The sequence below is a fragment of the Neisseria sp. HMSC067G12 genome (assembly GCF_001812725.1).
GTDB lineage: Bacteria > Pseudomonadota > Gammaproteobacteria > Burkholderiales > Neisseriaceae > Neisseria > Neisseria perflava.
In genome coordinates this window covers 21,381-41,828 of sequence record NZ_KV810202.1, presented here as the reverse complement: position 1 = coordinate 41,828, position 20,448 = coordinate 21,381, and the positions used below count along the sequence as shown (strand labels likewise).

14 protein-coding genes are annotated in these 20,448 nt (G+C 50.3%); 7 read left to right on the top strand and 7 right to left on the bottom strand.

The annotated features are described in order from the left end of the window. Positions 1-32: 32 nt before the first annotated feature. A complete protein-coding gene (locus HMPREF2871_RS06880; protein WP_049343946.1) occupies positions 33-227 on the bottom strand; it encodes a YbdD/YjiX family protein in 195 nt (64 codons plus the stop codon). Next, a complete protein-coding gene (locus HMPREF2871_RS06875) occupies positions 217-2,298 on the bottom strand; it encodes a carbon starvation CstA family protein (RefSeq protein ID WP_049343945.1) in 2,082 nt (693 codons plus the stop codon). Before HMPREF2871_RS06875 ends, HMPREF2871_RS06880 begins: the two co-directional genes overlap by 11 nt. Before the next feature lie 330 nt (positions 2,299-2,628). Here HMPREF2871_RS06875 and HMPREF2871_RS06870 point away from each other — a divergent pair, with 330 nt between their 5' ends. Continuing rightward, entirely contained in the window at positions 2,629-3,372 is a 744-nt protein-coding gene (locus HMPREF2871_RS06870; protein ID WP_004520512.1) for a pseudouridine synthase, read from the top strand. Positions 3,373-3,431: 59 nt separating this feature from the next. On the opposite strand, the gene alr is transcribed toward HMPREF2871_RS06870, so the two are convergent. Then, a complete protein-coding gene (gene alr / locus HMPREF2871_RS06865; RefSeq protein WP_049336198.1) occupies positions 3,432-4,490 on the bottom strand; it encodes an alanine racemase in 1,059 nt (352 codons plus the stop codon). A gap of 216 nt (positions 4,491-4,706) precedes the next feature. Between alr and HMPREF2871_RS06860 the strand changes: the two genes are divergently transcribed. Together HMPREF2871_RS06860 and HMPREF2871_RS06855 are read left to right on the top strand one after the other, a co-directional pair. Next, complete coding sequence (locus HMPREF2871_RS06860) at positions 4,707-5,168, top strand: winged helix-turn-helix transcriptional regulator (RefSeq protein WP_003747450.1); 462 nt, start codon at positions 4,707-4,709, stop codon at positions 5,166-5,168. A gap of 572 nt (positions 5,169-5,740) precedes the next feature. Beyond that, entirely contained in the window at positions 5,741-7,078 is a 1,338-nt protein-coding gene (locus HMPREF2871_RS06855) for a GTPase/DUF3482 domain-containing protein (RefSeq protein WP_049343940.1), read from the top strand. Positions 7,079-7,148: 70 nt separating this feature from the next. Here HMPREF2871_RS06855 and HMPREF2871_RS06850 read toward each other — a convergent pair whose 3' ends face one another. Genes HMPREF2871_RS06850 through HMPREF2871_RS06840 form a run of 3 tightly spaced genes read right to left on the bottom strand, consistent with a single transcriptional unit; the run spans position 7,149 to position 13,104 of the window. Beyond that, positions 7,149-8,555, bottom strand: coding sequence for an efflux transporter outer membrane subunit (locus tag HMPREF2871_RS06850; RefSeq protein WP_141751226.1), 1,407 nt, complete (start codon positions 8,553-8,555; stop codon positions 7,149-7,151). 56 nt (positions 8,556-8,611) lie between these two features. Next, complete coding sequence (locus HMPREF2871_RS06845) at positions 8,612-11,824, bottom strand: efflux RND transporter permease subunit (protein ID WP_070629648.1); 3,213 nt, start codon at positions 11,822-11,824, stop codon at positions 8,612-8,614. Between the two features lie 11 nt (positions 11,825-11,835). Next, positions 11,836-13,104 (bottom strand): efflux RND transporter periplasmic adaptor subunit, encoded by a 1,269-nt coding sequence (locus HMPREF2871_RS06840; protein WP_070629650.1) that lies wholly within the window; start codon positions 13,102-13,104, stop codon positions 11,836-11,838. A gap of 226 nt (positions 13,105-13,330) precedes the next feature. On the opposite strand from HMPREF2871_RS06840, the gene HMPREF2871_RS06835 reads away from it, so the two are divergent. After that, complete coding sequence (locus HMPREF2871_RS06835; RefSeq protein WP_049343935.1) at positions 13,331-13,966, top strand: multidrug efflux system transcriptional repressor MtrR; 636 nt, start codon at positions 13,331-13,333, stop codon at positions 13,964-13,966. A 65-nt stretch (positions 13,967-14,031) separates the two neighbouring features. Here the strand turns inward: HMPREF2871_RS06835 and ettA are convergent, their stop codons facing one another. Beyond that, complete coding sequence (ettA, locus tag HMPREF2871_RS06830) at positions 14,032-15,708, bottom strand: energy-dependent translational throttle protein EttA (protein WP_070629653.1); 1,677 nt, start codon at positions 15,706-15,708, stop codon at positions 14,032-14,034. Between the two features lie 340 nt (positions 15,709-16,048). On the opposite strand from ettA, the gene HMPREF2871_RS06825 reads away from it, so the two are divergent. The 3 genes from HMPREF2871_RS06825 (at position 16,049) to pgmB (ending at position 20,412) form a co-directional block, all read left to right on the top strand. Further along, complete coding sequence (locus HMPREF2871_RS06825) at positions 16,049-17,401, top strand: SLC45 family MFS transporter (protein WP_049343934.1); 1,353 nt, start codon at positions 16,049-16,051, stop codon at positions 17,399-17,401. 74 nt (positions 17,402-17,475) lie between these two features. Further along, positions 17,476-19,734 carry a glycoside hydrolase family 65 protein gene (locus tag HMPREF2871_RS06820; RefSeq protein WP_049336213.1) on the top strand — a complete coding sequence of 753 codons (2,259 nt, stop codon included), beginning with the start codon at positions 17,476-17,478 and terminating at the stop codon, positions 19,732-19,734. A gap of 12 nt (positions 19,735-19,746) precedes the next feature. Then, complete coding sequence (gene pgmB / locus HMPREF2871_RS06815) at positions 19,747-20,412, top strand: beta-phosphoglucomutase (protein WP_049336215.1); 666 nt, start codon at positions 19,747-19,749, stop codon at positions 20,410-20,412. Positions 20,413-20,448: the final 36 nt, after the last annotated feature.

Genomic DNA, 20,448 nt, shown 5'->3' with positions numbered 1-20,448 from the left:
ATTTTCAGACGGCCTTTTTATTTATGCCTTCATTAACAACAGCGTCCGCCGTTGCTACCGCAACGGCGTTTGCGGCAGTAGTCTTGGAATTGCAGCTCGGTCATGACCGGCGCATTAGGATTATGTTTGCGCTGGCGTGCAACGTAGTTTTCATAATCTGGGACACCAGCCATCAAGTTTGCTGTCAACTTGATGGTTTTCCACCAAGATGCGAGCTTATGCTTCATGCTGAGCCTCCGGCTGTTTACCGTCGCGATACACTGCTGGAATTTCTTTAGCAGTTGGCCAGCCGACTTTGCGGGCTTTCATGGCGGTACGGAAACCGTACACGGCGACAATCACGACAACTGCCAAGAACAAAGCGGTCAGACCGGCATTGATTTGGTCGTTGAAGATGATTTGTGACATTTCGCCAATGTCCTTAGCAGGAGCAAGGACTTCGCCTGAAGCCAAGGCATCGCGGTATTTGCCTGCGTGAGCCAAGAAGCTGATGCGCGGGTCGCTGTGGAACAGTTTTTGCAAACCGGCATAGCAGGTCACAAACAATACGCCGAAAGCAGGAACCAAGGTTACCCAAACATAGCGGTCGCGTTTCATTTTCACCAATACAACGGTACACATAATCAACGCTACGCCTGCAAGCATTTGGTTGGCGATACCGAACAGAGGCCAGAGCGAGTTGATACCACCCAGAGGGTCGGTTACGCCGGTATAGAGGAAGTAACCCCACAATGCCACGGCCAAGAATGTCGCAACCAAGTTGGCAGGGATAGAGTCGGTGTTACCGAATGGTTTGTAGAAGATACTGCCCAAGTCTTGAATCATGAAACGGGCAACGCGTGTACCGGCGTCAACCGCGGTCAGGATAAACAAGGCTTCAAACAGCAAGGCAAAGTGATACCAGAACGCCATCATGGCTTCGCCCGGAATCAGACGGCTCATGATGTGTGCCATACCGACTGCGAGGGTTGGCGCACCGCCCGCACGGGACAGGATGGTGTTTTCGCCGACTTCTTTAGCGGTGTGCAACAGGGTTGCGGCATCAACAGGGAAGTTCAGTTTAGTGGTAATGACTTCGGCAGCTGTGTTGGCATCTGTACCAATCAGCGCAGCCGGGCTGTTCATCGCGAAGTACACGCCAGGATCAAGCGAAGCGGCGGCAGCCAGCGCCATAATGGCCACAAAGCTTTCCATAATCATGCCGCCGTAACCGATCATGCGGACGTGGGTTTCGTTTTCCACCATTTTTGGCGTAGTACCGGAAGAAATCAGCGCATGGAAGCCTGAAACCGCACCACAAGCAATGGTAATGAACAAGAATGGGAACAATGCACCGGAGAATACCGGGCCTGAACCATCGATAAAGTGGGTAACTGCAGGCATTTGCAGAGTCGGGTTAACAATAACGATACCCAAAGCCAAAGCTGCAATCGTACCGATTTTCAGGAAGGTAGACAGATAGTCGCGCGGAGTCAGCAAGAGCCAAACCGGCAATACGGAAGCCACGAAACCGTAAATCATAATCGCCCAAGTCAGCTGAATGCCGTCAAGGTCGAACCAGTGGCCGAAGGAGCTGTGGGCAACATCTTCACCGTAAATCACGGCCAACATCAACAAAATAAAGCCGACGATGGAAATCTCACCAATTTTGCCCGGACGGATATAACGGGTGTAAAGACCCATAAACAGAGCGATCGGCATAGTTGCTGCGATGGTGAACGTACCCCAAGGGCTGTGAACCAATGCTTTCACAACGATCAGCGCCAACACCGCCATGATGATGACCATAATCATCAAAATACCGATGGATGCAATCACGCCGGGAACGGTACCGAGTTCTTGTTTCACGATATCACCCAAAGACTTACCGTCACGGCGCATAGAAACAAACAGTACCATCATATCCTGTACGGCACCGGCAAATACCACGCCGAAGATAATCCACAAAGTACCGGGCAGATAACCCATTTGTGCTGCCAATACAGGACCAACCAGAGGGCCTGCGCCGGCAATAGCGGCAAAGTGGTGGCCGAACAGTACGCCTTTATGTGTGGGAACATAGTCCAAGCCGTCATTGTGGCGTTCTGCCGGAGTCAGACGGTTAGGATCAAGCTGCATCACACGGTTGGCAATGTAAAGACTGTAGAAACGGTAGGCAATGCAGTATACCGAAATGGCGGCCGTAACCATCCAAATCGCACTGACTTGCTCGCCACGGCTGAGAGCTAAAGTAGTAAAGGAGGCCAAGCCTACCAAAACCACAATGCCCCAGATCAAAAATGATTTGAGCGATTTCATTGATTTATCCTTAAAACGTGATGCACCAAGGCTTGCTTTAGCGACAAACTGCCTTAATGCGCTTCAGAAAGACCAGTCATTATAGTCTTCATGATTTCATGAGTGAAATGTCATTTCAACCCAAATTCGACTGAAAACAAAATGATTAGTTCGTCCGTAAGGTTAACACAAACAGACAATATACCCTTCATTTTTTACTTCAAAACTAAATATTCCTTAACATATAACAAACGAAAGGCCGTCTGAAAACCCAAAAATTCAGTTTTCAGACGGCCTGACAAACAGTCAATGCTATAATCCGACATTCCCATTTCTCTATATTGCCATACCATGCAAAACAACGATTCCGAAACCATGCGCCTCTCCAAACGCATGGCGCAATTGGGCTTATGCTCGCGCCGCGAGGCAGACAGTTACATCGAGCAAGGCTGGGTCAAAGTCAACGGTCAAACCGCCGTACTCGGTCAAAAAGTCACCGAGCGCGACCGCATCGACCTCAACAAACAAGCCCATGAAAAACAAGCAGCGCGCGTAACCATCCTTCTGAATAAACCCGTCGGCTACGTCAGCGCGCAGGCAGAAAAAGGCTATAAATCCGCCGCAGAACTCATTACCGCCGAAAACCATTGGGAAGGCGATGACAGCCGTATCCCTTTCAGCGAAAAACACAAATTCGGCTTAGCCCCTGCCGGCCGCTTAGATATCGACTCCGTCGGATTGTTAGTACTCACTCAGGACGGCCGCATTGCCAAACAACTGATTGGTGAAAACAGCAGCAGCGAAAAAGAATACCTTGTCCGCGTCCGTGGCAAACTGGACGATAAAGGCCTCGCCCTACTCAACCACGGCTTGAGTTTGGACGGAGAAAAATTGCGCCCCGCCAAAGTCGAATGGCAAAACGAAGACCAGTTGCGCTTTATTTTGCGACAAGGCAAAAAACGCCAAATCCGCCGCATGTGCGAACTGGTCGGCCTGCGTGTCGTCGGTTTGAAACGCATCCGCATGGGTAAAGTCAAACTCGGCAGACTGCCGCCGGGCAAATGGCGTTATCTACGCGCTGACGAATCGTTTTAATTGCAGCTAATAAAAAGGCCGTCTGAAAACACATTTCAGACGGCCTCATCTTTTACTGCTTACTCGATATAAGTAAACTTCGCACGTTTGATATTGCAGAGAATTTCGTACGGAATCATACCGGCAACTTCGGAAACTTCATTGATATTAATCACATCGCCCCAAAGCTCGACTTCCGCGCCCAAGCCCTCTTTCGATGCTTCCAGCTCAACCGTAATCATATCCATAGATACCCTGCCGATAATACGGCTGCGTTTGCCATCCACTGCCACAGGGGAATTAGTGGAAGCGCGACGCGGATAACCGTCGGCATAGCCGCAGGCAATCAAACCGACACGGATAGATTTGCTGGTGTAGAACGTTGCGCCGTAGCCAATCGGAGAATGCGGTTGCAACACGCGCTCGCCGAAAACACGGGAAGTCAGGCGCATAACAGGTTTCAAACGCTCATCCACGCCGCCGAAAGGCGAAATACCATACAAGGCCAGACCGGCACGTCCCCAATCGCGCCGCGCTTCAGGCACGTTCAAAATCGCGGCGGAATTCGCCAAGCTCTCTTCGCCTTCCAAACCCTCACACGCCAAATCAAACGCTTCAAGCTGCATTTCGGTCATGCCGTTTTCCGGTTCGTCCGCGCAGGCAAAATGGCTGAATTTCACAATGTTTTCAACCGATTCGGATTGTTTCAATGCAGTATAGGCGGCGGCATAGTTATGCGGAAAGAAACCGGCACGGTGCATACCCGAGTCCATTTTCAGCCATACGGTCGTCGGACGTTGCCACTCATGATGCACAAACGCCTCCAACTGCCATTGGCTACCGATTGCCGGCCACAAATCATAACGGTCAACATCCGCATATTCCGCAGCCTCAAACACGCCTTCCAACAAAACAATCGGATTTTTAATGCCGTTTTGACGCAATTCCACGCCTTCATCTACCGTTGCCACCGCAAAGCCGTCGGCAATATCCGCCAACGCGTGTGCACATCTGACCGCACCATGCCCGTAAGCATCGGCCTTAATCACGGCCAACAATTTATTGCCATGCAACTCTTTGAGAAAACGATAATTTTGACGTAAATTATCCAAACGGATTTGCGCATTGAGCGGACGCATAATGTATTCCTCTTATCGGCATTCCGTTTCAGACGGCCTGCCCTATTACTTTGAAGTAAATATTATAGGTCAAAAACTACACAGGATTCCATGAAATACACAAGAATAATCTATTCATATTTTAGAACTCATGCGCACCTTTAGGCATTTATGCTTCTTCTCAGCCTGTTTTAAGGTTATGATTCAATCCAAATGAAAACGACAGACATCAAGGCCATGAAAGAACTCGACAAAACCGACTTAAAAATCCTCAAGCTCCTACAACAAAATGCACGTATCCCCATGACTGAATTGGCTGAAAAAGTCGGCCTCTCCACTACGCCAGTAACCGAACGCGTCCGTCGCTTGGAACGCGACAACCTCATTACCGGCTATCACGCCCATCTGAATCCTCATGCTTTAGGCCAAAGCCTCTTGGTCTTTGTCGAGCTAAAACTGCGCTCCAAATCCGGCAATATTTTTGAAGACTTCAAACGCGAAGTGCTGAAGATTCCGCAAATTCTAGAATGCCACTTGGTCTCTGGCGAATACGACTACCTTATCAAAGTCCGCCTGCCCAATATGTCCGCCTATCGCGATATGCTCGGCAATATCCTGCTGCAACTGCCGGCTGCAGCCGAAAGCCGCAGCTATGTTGTCATGGAAGAAGTCAAAGAAGAAGTAGTATTAGACATCTAATTCTATTCGATAAACAAAGGCCGTCTGAAAGATTACAACATTCAAACGGCCTTTATTTTAAATAGGCAAAAAAAATGCACACATCCGACAGAATGTGTGCCAAGTCTACAAAGGAGAAATAGAGGAGAAACTATTAACTGACTACTCGAACCAGCTAACGAAACGAATTATGCAACAAGAGCTTCAACCGCGCAAGTATTTTTCTTGTAAAGTTTCTTAATTATTCGATTTACAGATCTTAAATGTAATCATGTTTCAATGCAGATAAAAAAATGCGCATACCGTTTTGATATGCGCCAAGTCTACAAAGGAGAAATAGAGGAGAAAAATCAAGCTGCATCAAGCAACTCAACGGCGCGAATTATCCTATCCTTCTACCCTCCTGTCAACTGTTTTCCTATCTATTTTCAAGTATTTTGCTAAAAAACAACAAAGTCGCTATTCCCCTCTTTTTCTTGCTATTTTCGCCCATATATAAAAAATTTAGGGCCGTCTGAAACATATATTGCCACTAAAGATAAACGGCTCCATACTCACACATTCATAGTCCATATCAACCCGACCCAAAGACCATGACCACCCCACTTTCCCTTGCCGTCGTCGGCCATACCAACACAGGCAAAACCTCGCTCTTACGTACGCTTTTGCGCGACAGCACCTTCGGTGAAGTGAAAAACGCGCCCTCTACCACGCGCCATGTCGAAGAAGCCCTTATCAACGACGGCGACGACAGCTTGGTTTACCTCTACGATACACCCGGCCTTGAAGATGCCGGCGGCGTGTTGGATTGGCTGGAAACCCACACATCTGCACGCGATGACGGTATTGAGCGCATTCAGCAATTCCTCAGCAATCATGAAGCGCATCACGAATTCAACCAAGAGGCCAAAGTGCTGCGCCAAGTCATGCAAAGCGATATGGCCATGTACGTCATCGATGCGCGGGAACCCGTCCTCGACAAATACAAAGACGAGCTGACCATTTTGTCTTGGTGCGCCAAGCCCATCATGCCCGTGTTCAACTTCACCCAAAATCAAGACCTGAGCGCTTGGACCAATATGCTCGCCCGCAGAAACCTGCATGTTTACGCCGGTTTCGATACCGTTGCCTTCGACTTTGAAGGCGAAATCCGATTGTGGGACAACCTTGCCACCATGTTACCTAAGCGCGACATCCTCGACCGCCTCATCAATATGCGCCGGCGCGAGTGGCAACGGCTGGATACGGAAGCGCGTCGTGAAATTGCCGATTTTCTGCTGGATGCCGCCGCATTTACCCAAGAAATTGCCGAAAACGACGACCCTGCCCCGACTTTGGAAGTCATGCAATCGGAAATCCGCCAACTTGAGCGGCAAATGCAACAACGCCTGTTCACACTTTACCGCTTCTATCACGACGAAGTCGGCAGTGACAGCACATGGATGCCCAAAGCCTTCAAACAAGATCCGTTTGACAGCGAATTGCTCAAACATTACGGCATCCGTACCGGTACCGGCGCAACCGCAGGTGCACTCATCGGCTTAGGCTTGGATATTGCCACGCTTGGCGGCTCACTTGGTTTGGGTACGGCCATCGGCGGCCTGTTGGGCGGCATTTTGCCCAATGCCCAAGACATCACCGACAAAATCAACGGCCGACAAACCCTGCATACTGATCCGGAAACCCTTACCCTGCTCGCCGCACGCGCACTGGATTTATTGCACGTCTTGCAAACGCGCGGCCACGCGGCTCAATCACATATCGAGCTAAAAGAACGCAAAGCGCCATGGAATACGGCCAAATTGCCAAGCGAACTCAACAAAGCGCGTAGCAACCGCAAATGGTCTTCGCTCAACACACACCAGCCCGAAGCCAGCCGTAACGAACGCGCAGCCTATGTCGGTTCTTTAAGTGAGAAATTAAAAGCTTAGAATTGCTGCATAACAAAAAGGCCGTCTGAAACCTAAATGTTTCAGACGGCCTTTTAATCTTAGCAAATACTTATTCAGCAGCTTTGGTTTCGCGTTTCAAACCGCCGCCAAGTGCTTTATACAAATCGGCAAGGTTTTCCAAACGGGTCAGCTGATTAGCCAAAAGAGCAGTTTCTGCGCCGTAACTGCTGCGCTCGGCATCCAGCAAATCCAATGCACTGGATACGCCATGTTTGTAGCGCAGGCTGATGAGGCGCAGGCTGTCGTTGTAGGCACGGCTTTGTTTGCTCAAAGCGGCATAGCTTTTATCCAGCTGTTCGCGTGCAACCAACGCATTGGAAACGTCTTTGAATGCGGATTGAACAGCGGCTTCATAAGCAACGATTTGTGCCTGTTGGCGCAGTTTGGCTACGTCAAGATTGGCTTTGTTTGTGCCCCAATCAAAGATAGGCAGAGTGATGGATGGTGCAAAAGCCCAAATACCCGTGCCGCTCTTAAACAGGCCGCTCAACTCGCCGGAAGCGGTACCGACAGAACCGGTCAGGCTGATGCGCGGGAAAAACGCCGCACGTGCCGCACCGATATTGGCATTGGCTTGTTTGAGCGCGTGTTCGGCCGCACGGATATCCGGACGGTTGAGCAACAGGTCCGAACTCAAACCGGCAGGCAGTTTGGTCATTTTGAACTGTTTGTTCAAAGGCAAACCGGCAGGCAAGTCTTCAGGCAAAGGTTGATTAATCAACATAGCCAAGGAATTTCGCGCTTGCTCGCGGTTTTTTACCGCAGATGCGTAATCGGCTTTGGCCGATTCAATCAGGGCTTCCTGTTGGCGCAAATCAACGGCGGAAATCACACCGGCTTTATGGCGTAATTGCGAGAGCTTGTAAGTCGCTTCACGGGTTTGCAATACGCGTTGTGCCAATGCCATGGTTTCTTCAGCGTAGCGTTCGTTAAAGTAGGCTTTGGCAACGGTAGAAATCAAGGTCAGATGCGCGGCATCGCGGTTGGCGGCCACATTGAAATAACCTTGCAACGCGGCTTCGCTGGTGCTGCGGACACGGCCGAAGAGGTCAAGCTCATAAGAGGCTGCGCCCAAACCCACGCTGTATTGGCTGCTAACGCTGCCGCCACTCAAACTGCCTTGACGCGAACCTGTACCGCTGGCATTGACGGTTGGCAACAAATTATTACGCGCAATCATGTATTGCTTGCGGTAGATTTCCGCATTCAGCGCGGCTGTACGCAAATCGGTATTGCGTTCCAATGCGATGTCGATCAGGCGGTGAAGGCGAGGATCGGCAAAGTAATCTTGCCAACCCAATTCGGCTGCACGGATACCGTCGTCAACAGTGTCGTATTTAAACGTATCGGCCACGGCAACTTGAGGCTGCTCATATTTCGGCATCATGGTACAGGCCGACAAAGCCACGGCGGCGGCAACGGCGGTCAGTACAGGTTTGAATGTAATCTTCTTCATTTTAGAATCCTTTAGCATTTTGAGGCCGTCTGAAAATTTTTCAGACGGCCTTTGCTTTAGTGCTTGTCTGAATCTTGTTTACCGTCTTCAATCATGCCGGCTTCAGCGGCGTGTTTGGCGGCCATCTCATGCTCGTGTGCGGTTTCTTTAAAGAATTTGCGCACAACCACATAGAACAAAGGCACAAGGAACACAGACAGAATCGTACCGATCAACATACCCCAGACCACGGTCGTACCAATCGCACGTTGGCTGGCGGAGCTGGCACCGCTGGCAACATAAAGCGGTACCACGCCCAAGATGAAGGCAAACGAAGTCATGATAATCGGACGGAAACGCAAGTGTGCGGCGGCAAGCGCAGCTTCAAGCGCGCTCTTGCCTTGCGCTTGCAGGTCTTTGGCAAACTCAATAATCAAAACCGCGTTTTTCGCACTCAAACCCATCACCGTAACGAAACCGACTTGGAAGTAGATATCGTTGGCGTATGCCGGAATACTGCCCAGCAGCGCTTCAAACATGTTGCGGCCGGTCACGCCCAATGCCGCGCCAATCAAGCCCAACGGAATCACAAGGATAACCGCCAACGGGATAGACCAGCTTTCATACAAAGCAGCCAATACCAAGAATACAGCGGCAGCAGCCAATGCGTACAATACGACAGTTTGCGATCCGCCTTTGGCCTCTTCACGAGACTGACCGCCCCATTCCAGACTGTAACCGCCGCCCATGTCATCAACCATTTGCTGTACCGCAGCCATGGCTTGACCGGAAGACACGCCATTAACAGGCGAGCCGGAAAGCTCCATTGCAGGATAACCATTGAAGCGGACGCTTTGTTCCATACCGTTTTCCCAAGAAACAGTAGCAATGGTAGAAAGCGGTACGGCAACACCGGATTTATTCGGCACGGTCAAGTTCAGAATATCGGCAGGCTGCATACGGGCACTCGCATCAGCTTGTACCATCACGCGTTGCAGACGGCCTTGATTCGGGAAGTCGTTTACATAAGACGAACCCAAAGAAGAAGCCAAAGCAGTACGGATGTCAGAGAACGAAATACCTTGTGCGGCTGCGGCAGAGCGGTCGATGTCGATTTTCAACTGAGGCGCATCTTCCAAACCGCTCGCACGAACGGTACTTGGGTTAAACAAACCGCTTTTGCGCATTTTGTCAATCAGCTCATTGCGCTTGGCCAACAATGCAGCATGGCCGCTGTTGTTACGGTCTTGCAGGTAAATCGTTAAGCCGGAGCCTGTACCCAATTCCATAATGGCAGGAGGCACAATCGCCAAACCGAAACCGTCTTTCAGCGTAGCCATCATCATACCGGTCAACTTACCGGAAATAGAAGTCGCATCGCTGCCCGGAGCAGTACGTTCGCTCCAGTCTTTCAGAATGACAAAGCCCAAAGCCATGTTTTGGCCGGAACCGCTAAAACTAAAGCCGGAAACGGTAATAATGTTCTCGATCTCAGGTACAGATTTCGCCAGTTGAGTGATTTGAGCCAAAGTTGCATCGGTACGCTCTTTGGTTGCGCCGGCAGGCAGCTGTACGCTCAACATCAAGTTACCTTGGTCTTCAGTCGGCAAGAAGGAAGTCGGCAGACGCATAAACAGGAATACGCCCACAACAGTCAAACCAATATAGACAACCATCATGCGTAAAGTCTTGCGCAAGACTTTGGCAACCCAGCCTTCGTAGCCGTGTGTCCAGTTGTCGAATTTCTTGTTAAACCAACCGAAGAAACCTTTTTTCTCTTCGTGATGACCCTTCTGAATCGGTTTGAGCATGGTGGCACACAATGCCGGAGTCAGCGTCAAGGCAAGAAATGCGGAGAAGCCGATCGATGCCACCATAGTCAAGGCAAACTGTTTGTAAATGTTACCGGTTGCACCGCTAAACATCGCCAGCGGCACAAATACGGACATCAACACGGCAGTAATACCGATAACCGCGCCGGAAATCTGACCCATCGCTTTTTTGGTTGCAGCCTTAGGCGGCAGACCTTCGCTCGCCATAATACGCTCAACGTTTTCAACGACCACAATCGCATCATCGACCACAATACCAATTACCAATACCATCGCAAACATGGTCAATACGTTAATCGACATACCCATATATGAGATAAAGGCAAAACCGCCCAACAGGGAAATCGGCACGATAATAGTCGGAATCAGCGTATAGCGGATATTTTGCAGGAAGAGATACATCACTAAGAATACCAATACGATGGCTTCCAAAAGCGTATGGATCACTTTCTCAATCGAAATTTCCACAAATTTGGAAGTATCGTAAGGAACTTTCCAGCTCATGCCGTCTGGAAAATACTTCTGCAAAACTGCCATTTTTTCTTTCACGGCAGTCGCCGTTGCCAAAGCGTTACCGCTGTTGGACAGCATCACTGCCATACCGGTGGTATTCACGCCGTTCAAACGTGTGGAAGTAGAATAGTCCTGCATACCCAAGCTGACTTTGGCAACGTCTTTCAGATAGACATTCGAGCCGTCAGTATTGGATACCAAAATGATGTTGCCAAACTCTTCAGCAGTGCTCAGCTGACCTTGAGCCGTCACAGTTGCTGAAATGGTCTGACCTGCAGCCGCCGGCAAAGAGCCGATAGAGCCTGCAGAAATTTGGATATTTTGAGTAGCCAGTGCGTTGGTTACCGTTGCAAAAGACAGGTTGTAGTTTTGCAGTTTTTTCGGGTCAACCCAAATACGCATGGCGCGTTGCGCACCAAACAATTGTACCTGCCCTACGCCGTCGATACGCTGCAGTTCAGGAATGATATTGCGCTGGGCGTAATCGTTCATTTCCTCAATGGATTGCTTTTCAGAAGAAAGCATGACCACTTGCAAGAAGTTGGAACGCGCTTTAGATACGGTTACACCATATTGCTGTACGGTAGAGGGCAATGTGGACAACACTTCCGACAATTTGTTCTGCACGTCTACCTGCGCCAAATCTTCATTGGTTTCCGGTGTAAACGTCAGACTGACGCTGCCGCTGCCGCTGGAATTAGCAGAAGTCGTCATATAGTCCAAACCTTCCACACCGTACATATTACGTTCGATAACGGCCAGTACGCTGTCTTCCATTACCTGAGCAGAAGCGCCCGGATAAGTAGCGCTCAAAGTAATGGTCGGTGCTGCAACGGACGGATATTGGGAAATTGGCAGTTTTTGAATGCCGAAAATACCCGCTGCGATGATAAAAATCGCAATAACCCATGCAAAGATGGGGCGGTCAATAAAAAACTTAGACATTCACGCGTTCCTTATTTGGCTTCAGATGCAGCTTTAGCTTCAGGCTTGGCCTCGGATGCAGCCTGGCCGTCTGAAACTGCCGGGGTTGCCGCTGCGGCGTTTGCAGGCGGCGTCCATTCTTTCGGCGTTACCTTTTTAGCACCTGACATAGCGGCAATGCTGGTACCTTCGACAACCACTTTGTCGCCGTCTTTCAGGCCGTCTGTAATCACCCAATTAGTACCTTGCTGTTGGGCTACGGTCACGACACGCGCTTCCATTTCGCTCTTGTCATTCACCACCATCACAGTATCTTTTGTACCGCGGGTAACTGCTTGTTGCGGCACTACAAATGCATTATCAACAGCCACTTGCTCCATCAATACGCGTACATACAAGCCCGGCATCAAGATATTTCTGTCATTAGGAATGGCAGCGCGCAAGGTAATTTGACCGGTCGTTTCGTTAACAGTCGGATCTGCAAACAGCAGACGGCCTTTTTCAGGGTAAACCGTACCGTCGTCAAATTTGATGTCCACTGCAATCGCGCCGTTTGCCGCCAACAATTTGCCTTCAGCAACCTGTTGACGCAGTTTCATAACCTCACTGGCAGATTGGGTAACGTTGACATACATCGGATTGGTTTGTTGGATGGTGGCCAAAACGGTGGTATCGCCGGCATTCAACAGCGTACCTTCAGAAACTTTAGATTGACCGATAAAGCCGGAAATCGGCGCAGTAATGCGGGAGCGGTTCAGGCTGATACCGGCAGATTTGATAGCTGCTTGTGCAGATTTGACGCCTGCCTCGGCTGAGCGCTTGGCGGTTACGGCTGCATCATATTCCTGTTGGCTGATGGCATCGGCGGCAACCAGCGGTTTGTAGCGGGCCAAGTCGGCATTCGCTTTGGCCAAAGTCGCTTGCGCACTCGCCAACTGGGCGCGTGCGCTTTCTAAGTTTGCTTCATAAGTCGAGCTGTCGATTTGGTATAAAGGCTGACCGGCTTGCACATAGCTGCCCTCTTGGAATAGGCGTTTTTGCAAAATACCGCCGACTTGGGCGCGAACTTCAGCAGTACGCAATGATTCCAGACGGCCCGGCAACTCGGTTGTCAATGCAACGGTTTCCGGATGCACGGTAACCACGCGGACTTCAGGGGCAGGTTGATTTTGCTGTTGCTGACTGCCTTGCGCCTGTTGGCCGGCTGCCTTCTCATCGCCTTTGCCGCAAGCAGAAAGCGCCAATGCAGTAGCCGCCGCAATCGATACGACACGCATCATTTTAGAAGCATAAAGAGCCATAATTTTCCTATCTCTATGATAAATAAGGGTTTGACTAATTAAAAATTGATTACTTTAATCTCATATTTCGCAAACAGAAATTGCCTGCTTTTATGAAAAACAGGCTGATTATATAGTGTTGAGAAACACTATCAAGTATTGAATTAAATTATACATACATTCTTGCATTTTCAGAAGTAATTTTTTATAATCCGAACCATAAATTTACATTCCCCACAAAACAACTATGAGAAGAACCAAAACCGAAGCCTTAAAAACCAAAGAATATCTCATGCTTGCCGCATTGGATACGTTTTATCAGAAAGGCATTGCCCGCAACTCGCTTAACGAAATTGCCCAAGCCGCAGGCGTAACGCGCGGCGCGCTGTATTGGCATTTCAAAAACAAAGAAGATTTGTTTGACGCCTTGTTCCAACGGATTTGCGACGACATCGAAAGCTGCATAAAAGAAGACTCGAACAACAATAACGAACAGGCTTGGTCAAGCTTCCGACTAACTCTGACCCGTTTCTTCGAGCGCCTGCAACACAACGATCTTCACTATAAATTCCACAGCATTTTGTTTTTAAAATGCGAACACACCGAGCAAAACGAGGCGGTCATTGCCATCGCTAAAAAACACCAATCGCTATGGCGTGAAAAAATCGTTGCTGTCCTGACTGATGCGGTACAACAAAAAGCGTTGGCGGATAATTTAGATATCGATATGGCAGTCATCTTCATCAAGTCTTCATTAGACGGCTTGATTTGGCGCTGGCTTTCTTCAGGTCAAGGCTTCGATTTGGCGCAAACCGCCCCCCGCATGATTGAAATCATCATTGATACATTGGAAAATCATCCGCAATTAAGAAAACAATCATAAACATCAAAAATAAAAGGCCGTCTGAAACATTAAAAGTTTCAGACGGCCTTTTGGTTCAAACCTAATTAACGTGTTACCGGTTTGTAACGGATACGTTTCGGTTTCGCGCCCTCTTCGCCCAAACGGCGTTTCTTGTCGGCTTCGTATTCCTGATAGTTGCCGTCAAAGAACACCCATTTAGAGTCGCCTTCACAAGCCAAGATATGCGTAGCGATACGGTCGAGGAACCAGCGGTCGTGCGAAATCACCATCACGCTACCGGCAAATTCCAACAATGCGTCTTCCAACGCGCGTAGAGTTTCTACGTCGAGGTCGTTGGACGGTTCGTCCAGCAGCAAGACATTGCCGCCGCTCAACAAGGTTTTTGCCAAGTGCAGACGGCCGCGTTCGCCGCCAGACAATTGACCTGCGATTTTGCTTTGGTCGCTGCCTTTGAAGTTGAAGCGTCCCAAATATTGGCGGGCAGGGATTTCAAACTGACCAACCTGCAAAATGTCGCGGCCTTCAGCAATGTTGTCGAACACGGTTTTGTCGTTTTGCAAACCTTCGCGGCTTTGGTCAATCAAGCTCATTTTCACGGTTTGCCCGATTTTCACTTCGCCGGAATCAGGCTGCTCTTTGCCCGCAATCATTTTAAACAGCGTCGATTTACCTGCGCCATTCGGACCGATGATGCCAACAATCGCGCCAGCAGGTACTTTGAAGCTCAAATCGTCAATCAACACTTTATCGCCAAACGATTTGGAAACGTTCACAAATTCAATCACTTCGTTACCCAAACGCTCGGCAACAGGGATAAAGATTTCCTGCGTTTCATTGCGTTTTTGGTATTCGTAGTTGCTCATTTCTTCAAAACGCGCCAAACGCGCTTTGGACTTGGCTTGGCGGCCTTTGGCATTTTGGCGCACCCATTCCAATTCCTGCTTCATCGCTTTCACGCGCGCAGCTTCGGATTTCGCCTCGTTTTCCAAACGTTTTTCTTTCTGCTCCAGCCAAGACGAGTAATTGCCTTTCCACGGAATACCGTGTCCGCGGTCGAGTTCCAAAATCCATTCGGCGGCGTTGTCGAGGAAGTAGCGGTCGTGCGTTACCGCAACCACGGTACCTGGGAAGCGTACCAAGAATTGCTCCAGCCATTCGACAGATTCTGCGTCCAAGTGGTTGGTCGGCTCGTCCAACAAAAGCATATCGGGCTTGCTCAACAAGAGTTTGCACAAAGCCACACGACGTTTTTCACCGCCGGACAAATTGCCGATTTTGGCATCCCAATCAGGCAGACGCAGCGCGTCGGCAGCGATTTCCAATTCGTGTTCCGCACCGCCGCCGGTAGACGAACCCGCCGCAATAATCGCTTCCAAGCGGCCTTGTTCTTCCGCCAACACGTCAAAATCCGCATCAGGATTGGCATACTCGGCATACACTTCTTCCAAGCGTTTCTGAGCGGCAGCCACTTCGCCCAAACCGCTTTCCACTTCCTCGCGTACGGTTTTCTCAGGATCAAGCTCAGGCTCTTGCGGCAGGTAGCCGATTTTAATGCCGCCCATCGGCACGGCTTCGCCCTCAAATTCTTTATCCACTCCCGCCATAATCCGCAGTACAGTAGATTTACCCGCACCGTTCAAACCGAGCAAACCGATTTTTGCACCGGGAAAAAATGAAAGGGAAATGTCTTTAATAATGGTTTTCTGCGGCGGCACAACCTTGCTCACGCGCAGCATAGAATAGACGTATTGTTGGGACATAGTTTTCTCGTTTCCGTCAAACAAATTTCAGACGGCCCATTTTAACCTATTGCCCAAATACTTGCTTGTTCAAATGCCGTCTGAAAATAGAAATAAGCATCAAAATATACACCGAGCCGAATCGATACCCTCATTGCCCGACGGTATCAATGCCAAACCGCAGAAAATTTGATTTAAGCCAGTTTATCCTTGAACTGGCATTGCCAATATCTGGCGCGCTTCATAAAATGCACCTATATCCTTGAAAGTACGTACACAAACAATAACGACAGAGAACACCACACCAAGGAACATTTCAGATTTCTCAATAAAAATACTTTTCAAAAAAAGGATTTACCTCATGTCGGAACATACGCAAAAAACAGCAAAACAAGGTTTGCCGTCACTGGCAAAAAGTACGATTTGGATGCTGAGCTTCGGCTATCTCGGCGTTCAGACGGCCTTTACCCTGCAAAGCTCACAAATGAGCCGAATTTTTCAAACTTTAGGCGCCGACCCGCACAATTTGGGCTGGTTTTTCATTCTGCCGCCGCTGGCCGGTATGTTGGTTCAGCCGATTGTGGGCTACTACTCAGACCGCACCTGGATGCCGCGCCTGGGCGGCCGCCGTCTGCCCTATCTGCTTTACGGTACGCTGATTGCGGTTATCGTCATGATTCTGATGCCGAACTCGGGCAGCTTCGGTTTTGGCTACGCTTCCTTGGCGGCTTTGTCGTTTGGCGCGCTGATGATTGCGCTGTTGGACGTATCCTCCAATATGGCAATGCAGCCGTTTAAAATGATGGTCGGCGACATGGTCAACGAGGAGCAGAAAAGCTACGCCTACGGGATTCAAAGTTTCTTAGCGAATACGGGCGCGGTTGTGGCGGCGATTCTGCCGTTTGTGTTTGCGTATATCGGTTTGGCGAACACGGCCGAAAAAGGCGTCGTACCGCAAACCGTGGTCGTAGCATTCTATGTGGGCGCAGCGTTGCTGATTATTACCAGTGCGTTCACCATCTTCAAAGTCAAAGAATACGATCCGGAAACCTACGCCCGCTATCACGGCATCGATGTCGCCGCGAATCAGGAAAAAGCCAACTGGTTCGAACTTTTGAAAACCGCGCCTAAAGCGTTTTGGACGGTGACTTTGGTGCAATTCTTCTGCTGGTTCGCCTTCCAATATATGTGGACTTACTCGGCAGGCGCGATTGCAGAAAACGTTTGGCAGACAACCGATGCCTCTTCCGTAGGCTACCAAGAAGCAGGCAACTGGTACGGCGTTTTGGCGGCGGTGCAATCCATTGCTGCCGTCATATGTTCGTTTATTCTGGCAAAAGTACCGAATAAATACCATAAAGCCGGTTATTTCGGTTGTCTGGCTCTGGGCGCGCTCGGTTTCTTCTCTATTTTCTTTATCCACAATCAATACGCATTAATCCTGTCTTATACCTTAATCGGCATCGCGTGGGCAGGTATCATTACCTATCCTTTGACGATTGTAACCAATGCCCTCTCCGGCAAACACATGGGTACTTATTTGGGTCTGTTTAATGGCTCTATCTGTATGCCTCAAATCGTCGCCTCCCTGCTGAGCTTTATCCTCTTCCCTATGCTGGGCAGCCATCAGGCAACCATGTTCTTGGTTGCAGCAGCAGTCTTGCTGCTGGGAGCCTTCTCTGTATGTCTGATTAAAGAGACCCACGGCGAATAATCCATCCATACCATCGGCAAAGGCCGTCTGAAACCTTTGCCGAACTTACGATTTTAATAACAGGAGCTTCATAAATGTACACAAGAATCATGGAAATCAGCCCTTGGACATTGCGTTCGGCAAAACTGGAAAAAGAATACAAACGGCTGCAAGAGAGCCTGACCAGTTTGGGCAACGGCTATATGGGTATGCGCGGCAACTTTGAAGAAACCTACTCCGCCGACAGCCACTTGGGCACCTACATCGCCGGTGTTTGGTTCCCCGACAAAACCCGCGTCGGTTGGTGGAAAAACGGCTATCCTAAATATTTTGGCAAAGCCATCAATGCGCTCAATTTCAGCAAAGTTAAAATCTTTGTCGACAATCAGGAAGTGGACTTGGCGAAAAACGACGTTGCCGACTTCTCCATCGAACTCGATATGCAGCACGGCGTGTTGCGCCGCTCGTTCACCGTATTCGGCGTGCGTTTCGATGTGTGCAAATTCCTGTCCGTCGCGCAAAAAGAGCTGGCGGTTATCCGCTGGGAAGCCGTATCCGTTGACGGCAAAACCCACCAAGTCCGCATCGATTCCATCATCGACGCCGATGTGAAAAACGAAGACTCCAACTATGAAGAAAAATTCTGGCAGGTATTGGACAAAGGCGTTTCAGACGGCCTCTCCTACATTGCCACCCAAACCGTCGCTAATCCCTTCGGCGTGGAACAATTCATCGTCAACGCCGAGCAAACCTTCGCCGGCAGCTTCAAAGCCCTTGGCGGCAGCCAAACCGACTGGCAGGTCTCCAATTCTTTTGAAGCTAAAGTCGGCAGCACGCCCGAAACCTTTGAAAAACGCGTGATTGTTACTACCAGCCGCGATTATCAGGGCTTGGAAGCAGTGAAAGCCGCAGGTCGCGCCTTGTCGGAAAAAATCGCAGGCGTTGCATTTGAAACCTTGCTGGACGCACACAAAGCAGGCTGGCTGCACCGTTGGGAAATCGCCGACGTGGTCATCGAAGGCAGCGACGAAGCGCAACAAGGCATCCGCTTCAACCTGTTCCAACTGTTCTCCACCTACTACGGCGAAGACGCGCGCCTGAATATCGGCCCCAAAGGTTTTACCGGCGAAAAATACGGCGGCGCGACCTATTGGGACACCGAAGCCTACGCCGTGCCGCTCTACCTCGCACTAGCGGAACCCGAAGTTACCCGCAACCTGCTGCAATACCGCCGCAACCAACTGCCGCAGGCGCAACACAACGCGCGCGAACAAGGCTTGGCAGGCGCACTCTATCCGATGGTGACGTTTACGGGCATCGAGTGCCACAACGAATGGGAAATCACCTTCGAGGAAATCCACCGCAACGGCGCGATTCCTTACGCCATCTACAACTACACCAACTACACCGGCGACGAAAGCTATCTTGCCAAAGAAGGCTTGGAAGTCTTGGTCGAAGTGTCCCGCTTCTGGGCGGACCGCGTCCACTTTTCCAAACGCAACGGCAAATACATGATTCACGGCGTAACCGGCCCGAACGAATACGAAAACAACATCAACAACAACTGGTACACCAACACCCTCGCTGCATGGGTATTGGATTACACCCACGAAGCCTTGGCGAAATACCCGCGTCCGGATTTGAACGTGAGTGCCGCCGAGCTGGAAAAATGGGCGGACATCAGCGCGAATATGTACCGTCCGCATGACGAAGAACTCGGCGTATTCGTCCAACACGACGGCTTCCTCGACAAAGACATCCGCCCCGTGTCCGCGCTTTCGCCCGACGATTTGCCGCTCAACCAGAAATGGTCGTGGGACAAAATCCTGCGTTCGCCCTTCATCAAACAGGCGGACGTATTGCAAGGCATCTACTTCTTCGGCGACCGTTTCAATATCGACGAAAAACGCCGCAACTTCGACTTCTACGAACCGATGACCGTTCATGAAAGCTCGTTGTCTCCATGTATCCACTCCATCCTCGCCGCCGAACTGGGCAAAGAAGAAAAAGCCGTGGAAATGTACCAGCGCACTGCCCGCCTGGACTTGGACAACTACAACAACGACACCGAAGACGGCCTGCACATTACTTCTATGACCGGCTCGTGGCTCGCCATCGTCCAAGGTTTCGCCCAAATGAAAACTTGGGGCGGCAAACTCAGCTTCGCACCGTTCCTGCCGAGCGCATGGACAGGCTACGCCTTCCATATCAACTACCGAGGCCGTCTGATTAAAGTCGCCGTCGGCAAAGAAAACGTCGTCTTCACCCTGCTCAAAGGCGAGCCGCTAGATTTGCAGGTGTACGGCAAAGACATCACGCTCAACGGCAGCCACACTGTCGCGTTGGAAAAATAAGGAGGGCACAAAATGACTTTTACCGCAGTCCTATTTGACCTCGACGGCGTCATTACCGACACCGCCGAATACCACTACCGCGCATGGAAAAAGCTTGCCGAAGAACTGGGCATCAGCATCGACCGCAAGTTTAACGAGCAACTCAAAGGCGTATCGCGCGACGATTCGCTCAAACGCATCCTCGCGCACGGCGGCAAAACCGTCAGCGAAGTCGAGTTTGCCGAACTGACCCGCCGTAAAAACGACAACTACGTCGAGATGATTCAGGCAGTCAAACCCGAAGACGTATACCCCGGCATTTTGCCGCTGCTGGAAGCATTGAGAGCAAACGGCAAAAAAATCGCCCTCGCGTCCGCCAGTAAAAACGGTCCGTTTCTGCTGGAACGCATGGGGCTGACCCACTTCTTCGACGCCATTGCCGACCCTGCCGCCGTCGCGCATTCCAAACCCGCCCCCGACATCTTCCTCGCAGCAGCCGAGGGCGTAGGCGCGGACATCCGCCAATGCATTGGCATTGAAGACGCCGCCGCCGGCGTCGCCGCCATCAAAGCCGCCGGCGCATTGCCCATCGGCGTGGGCAAAGCCGAAGATTTGGGCAGCGACATCGCGCTGGTATCCGACACTGCCGACCTGACCTACGCCTACCTGCAAAACGTATGGGAACAATCAGACAGATAAAATATTAAGGAAGTAAAAGGCCGTCTAAAAAATATT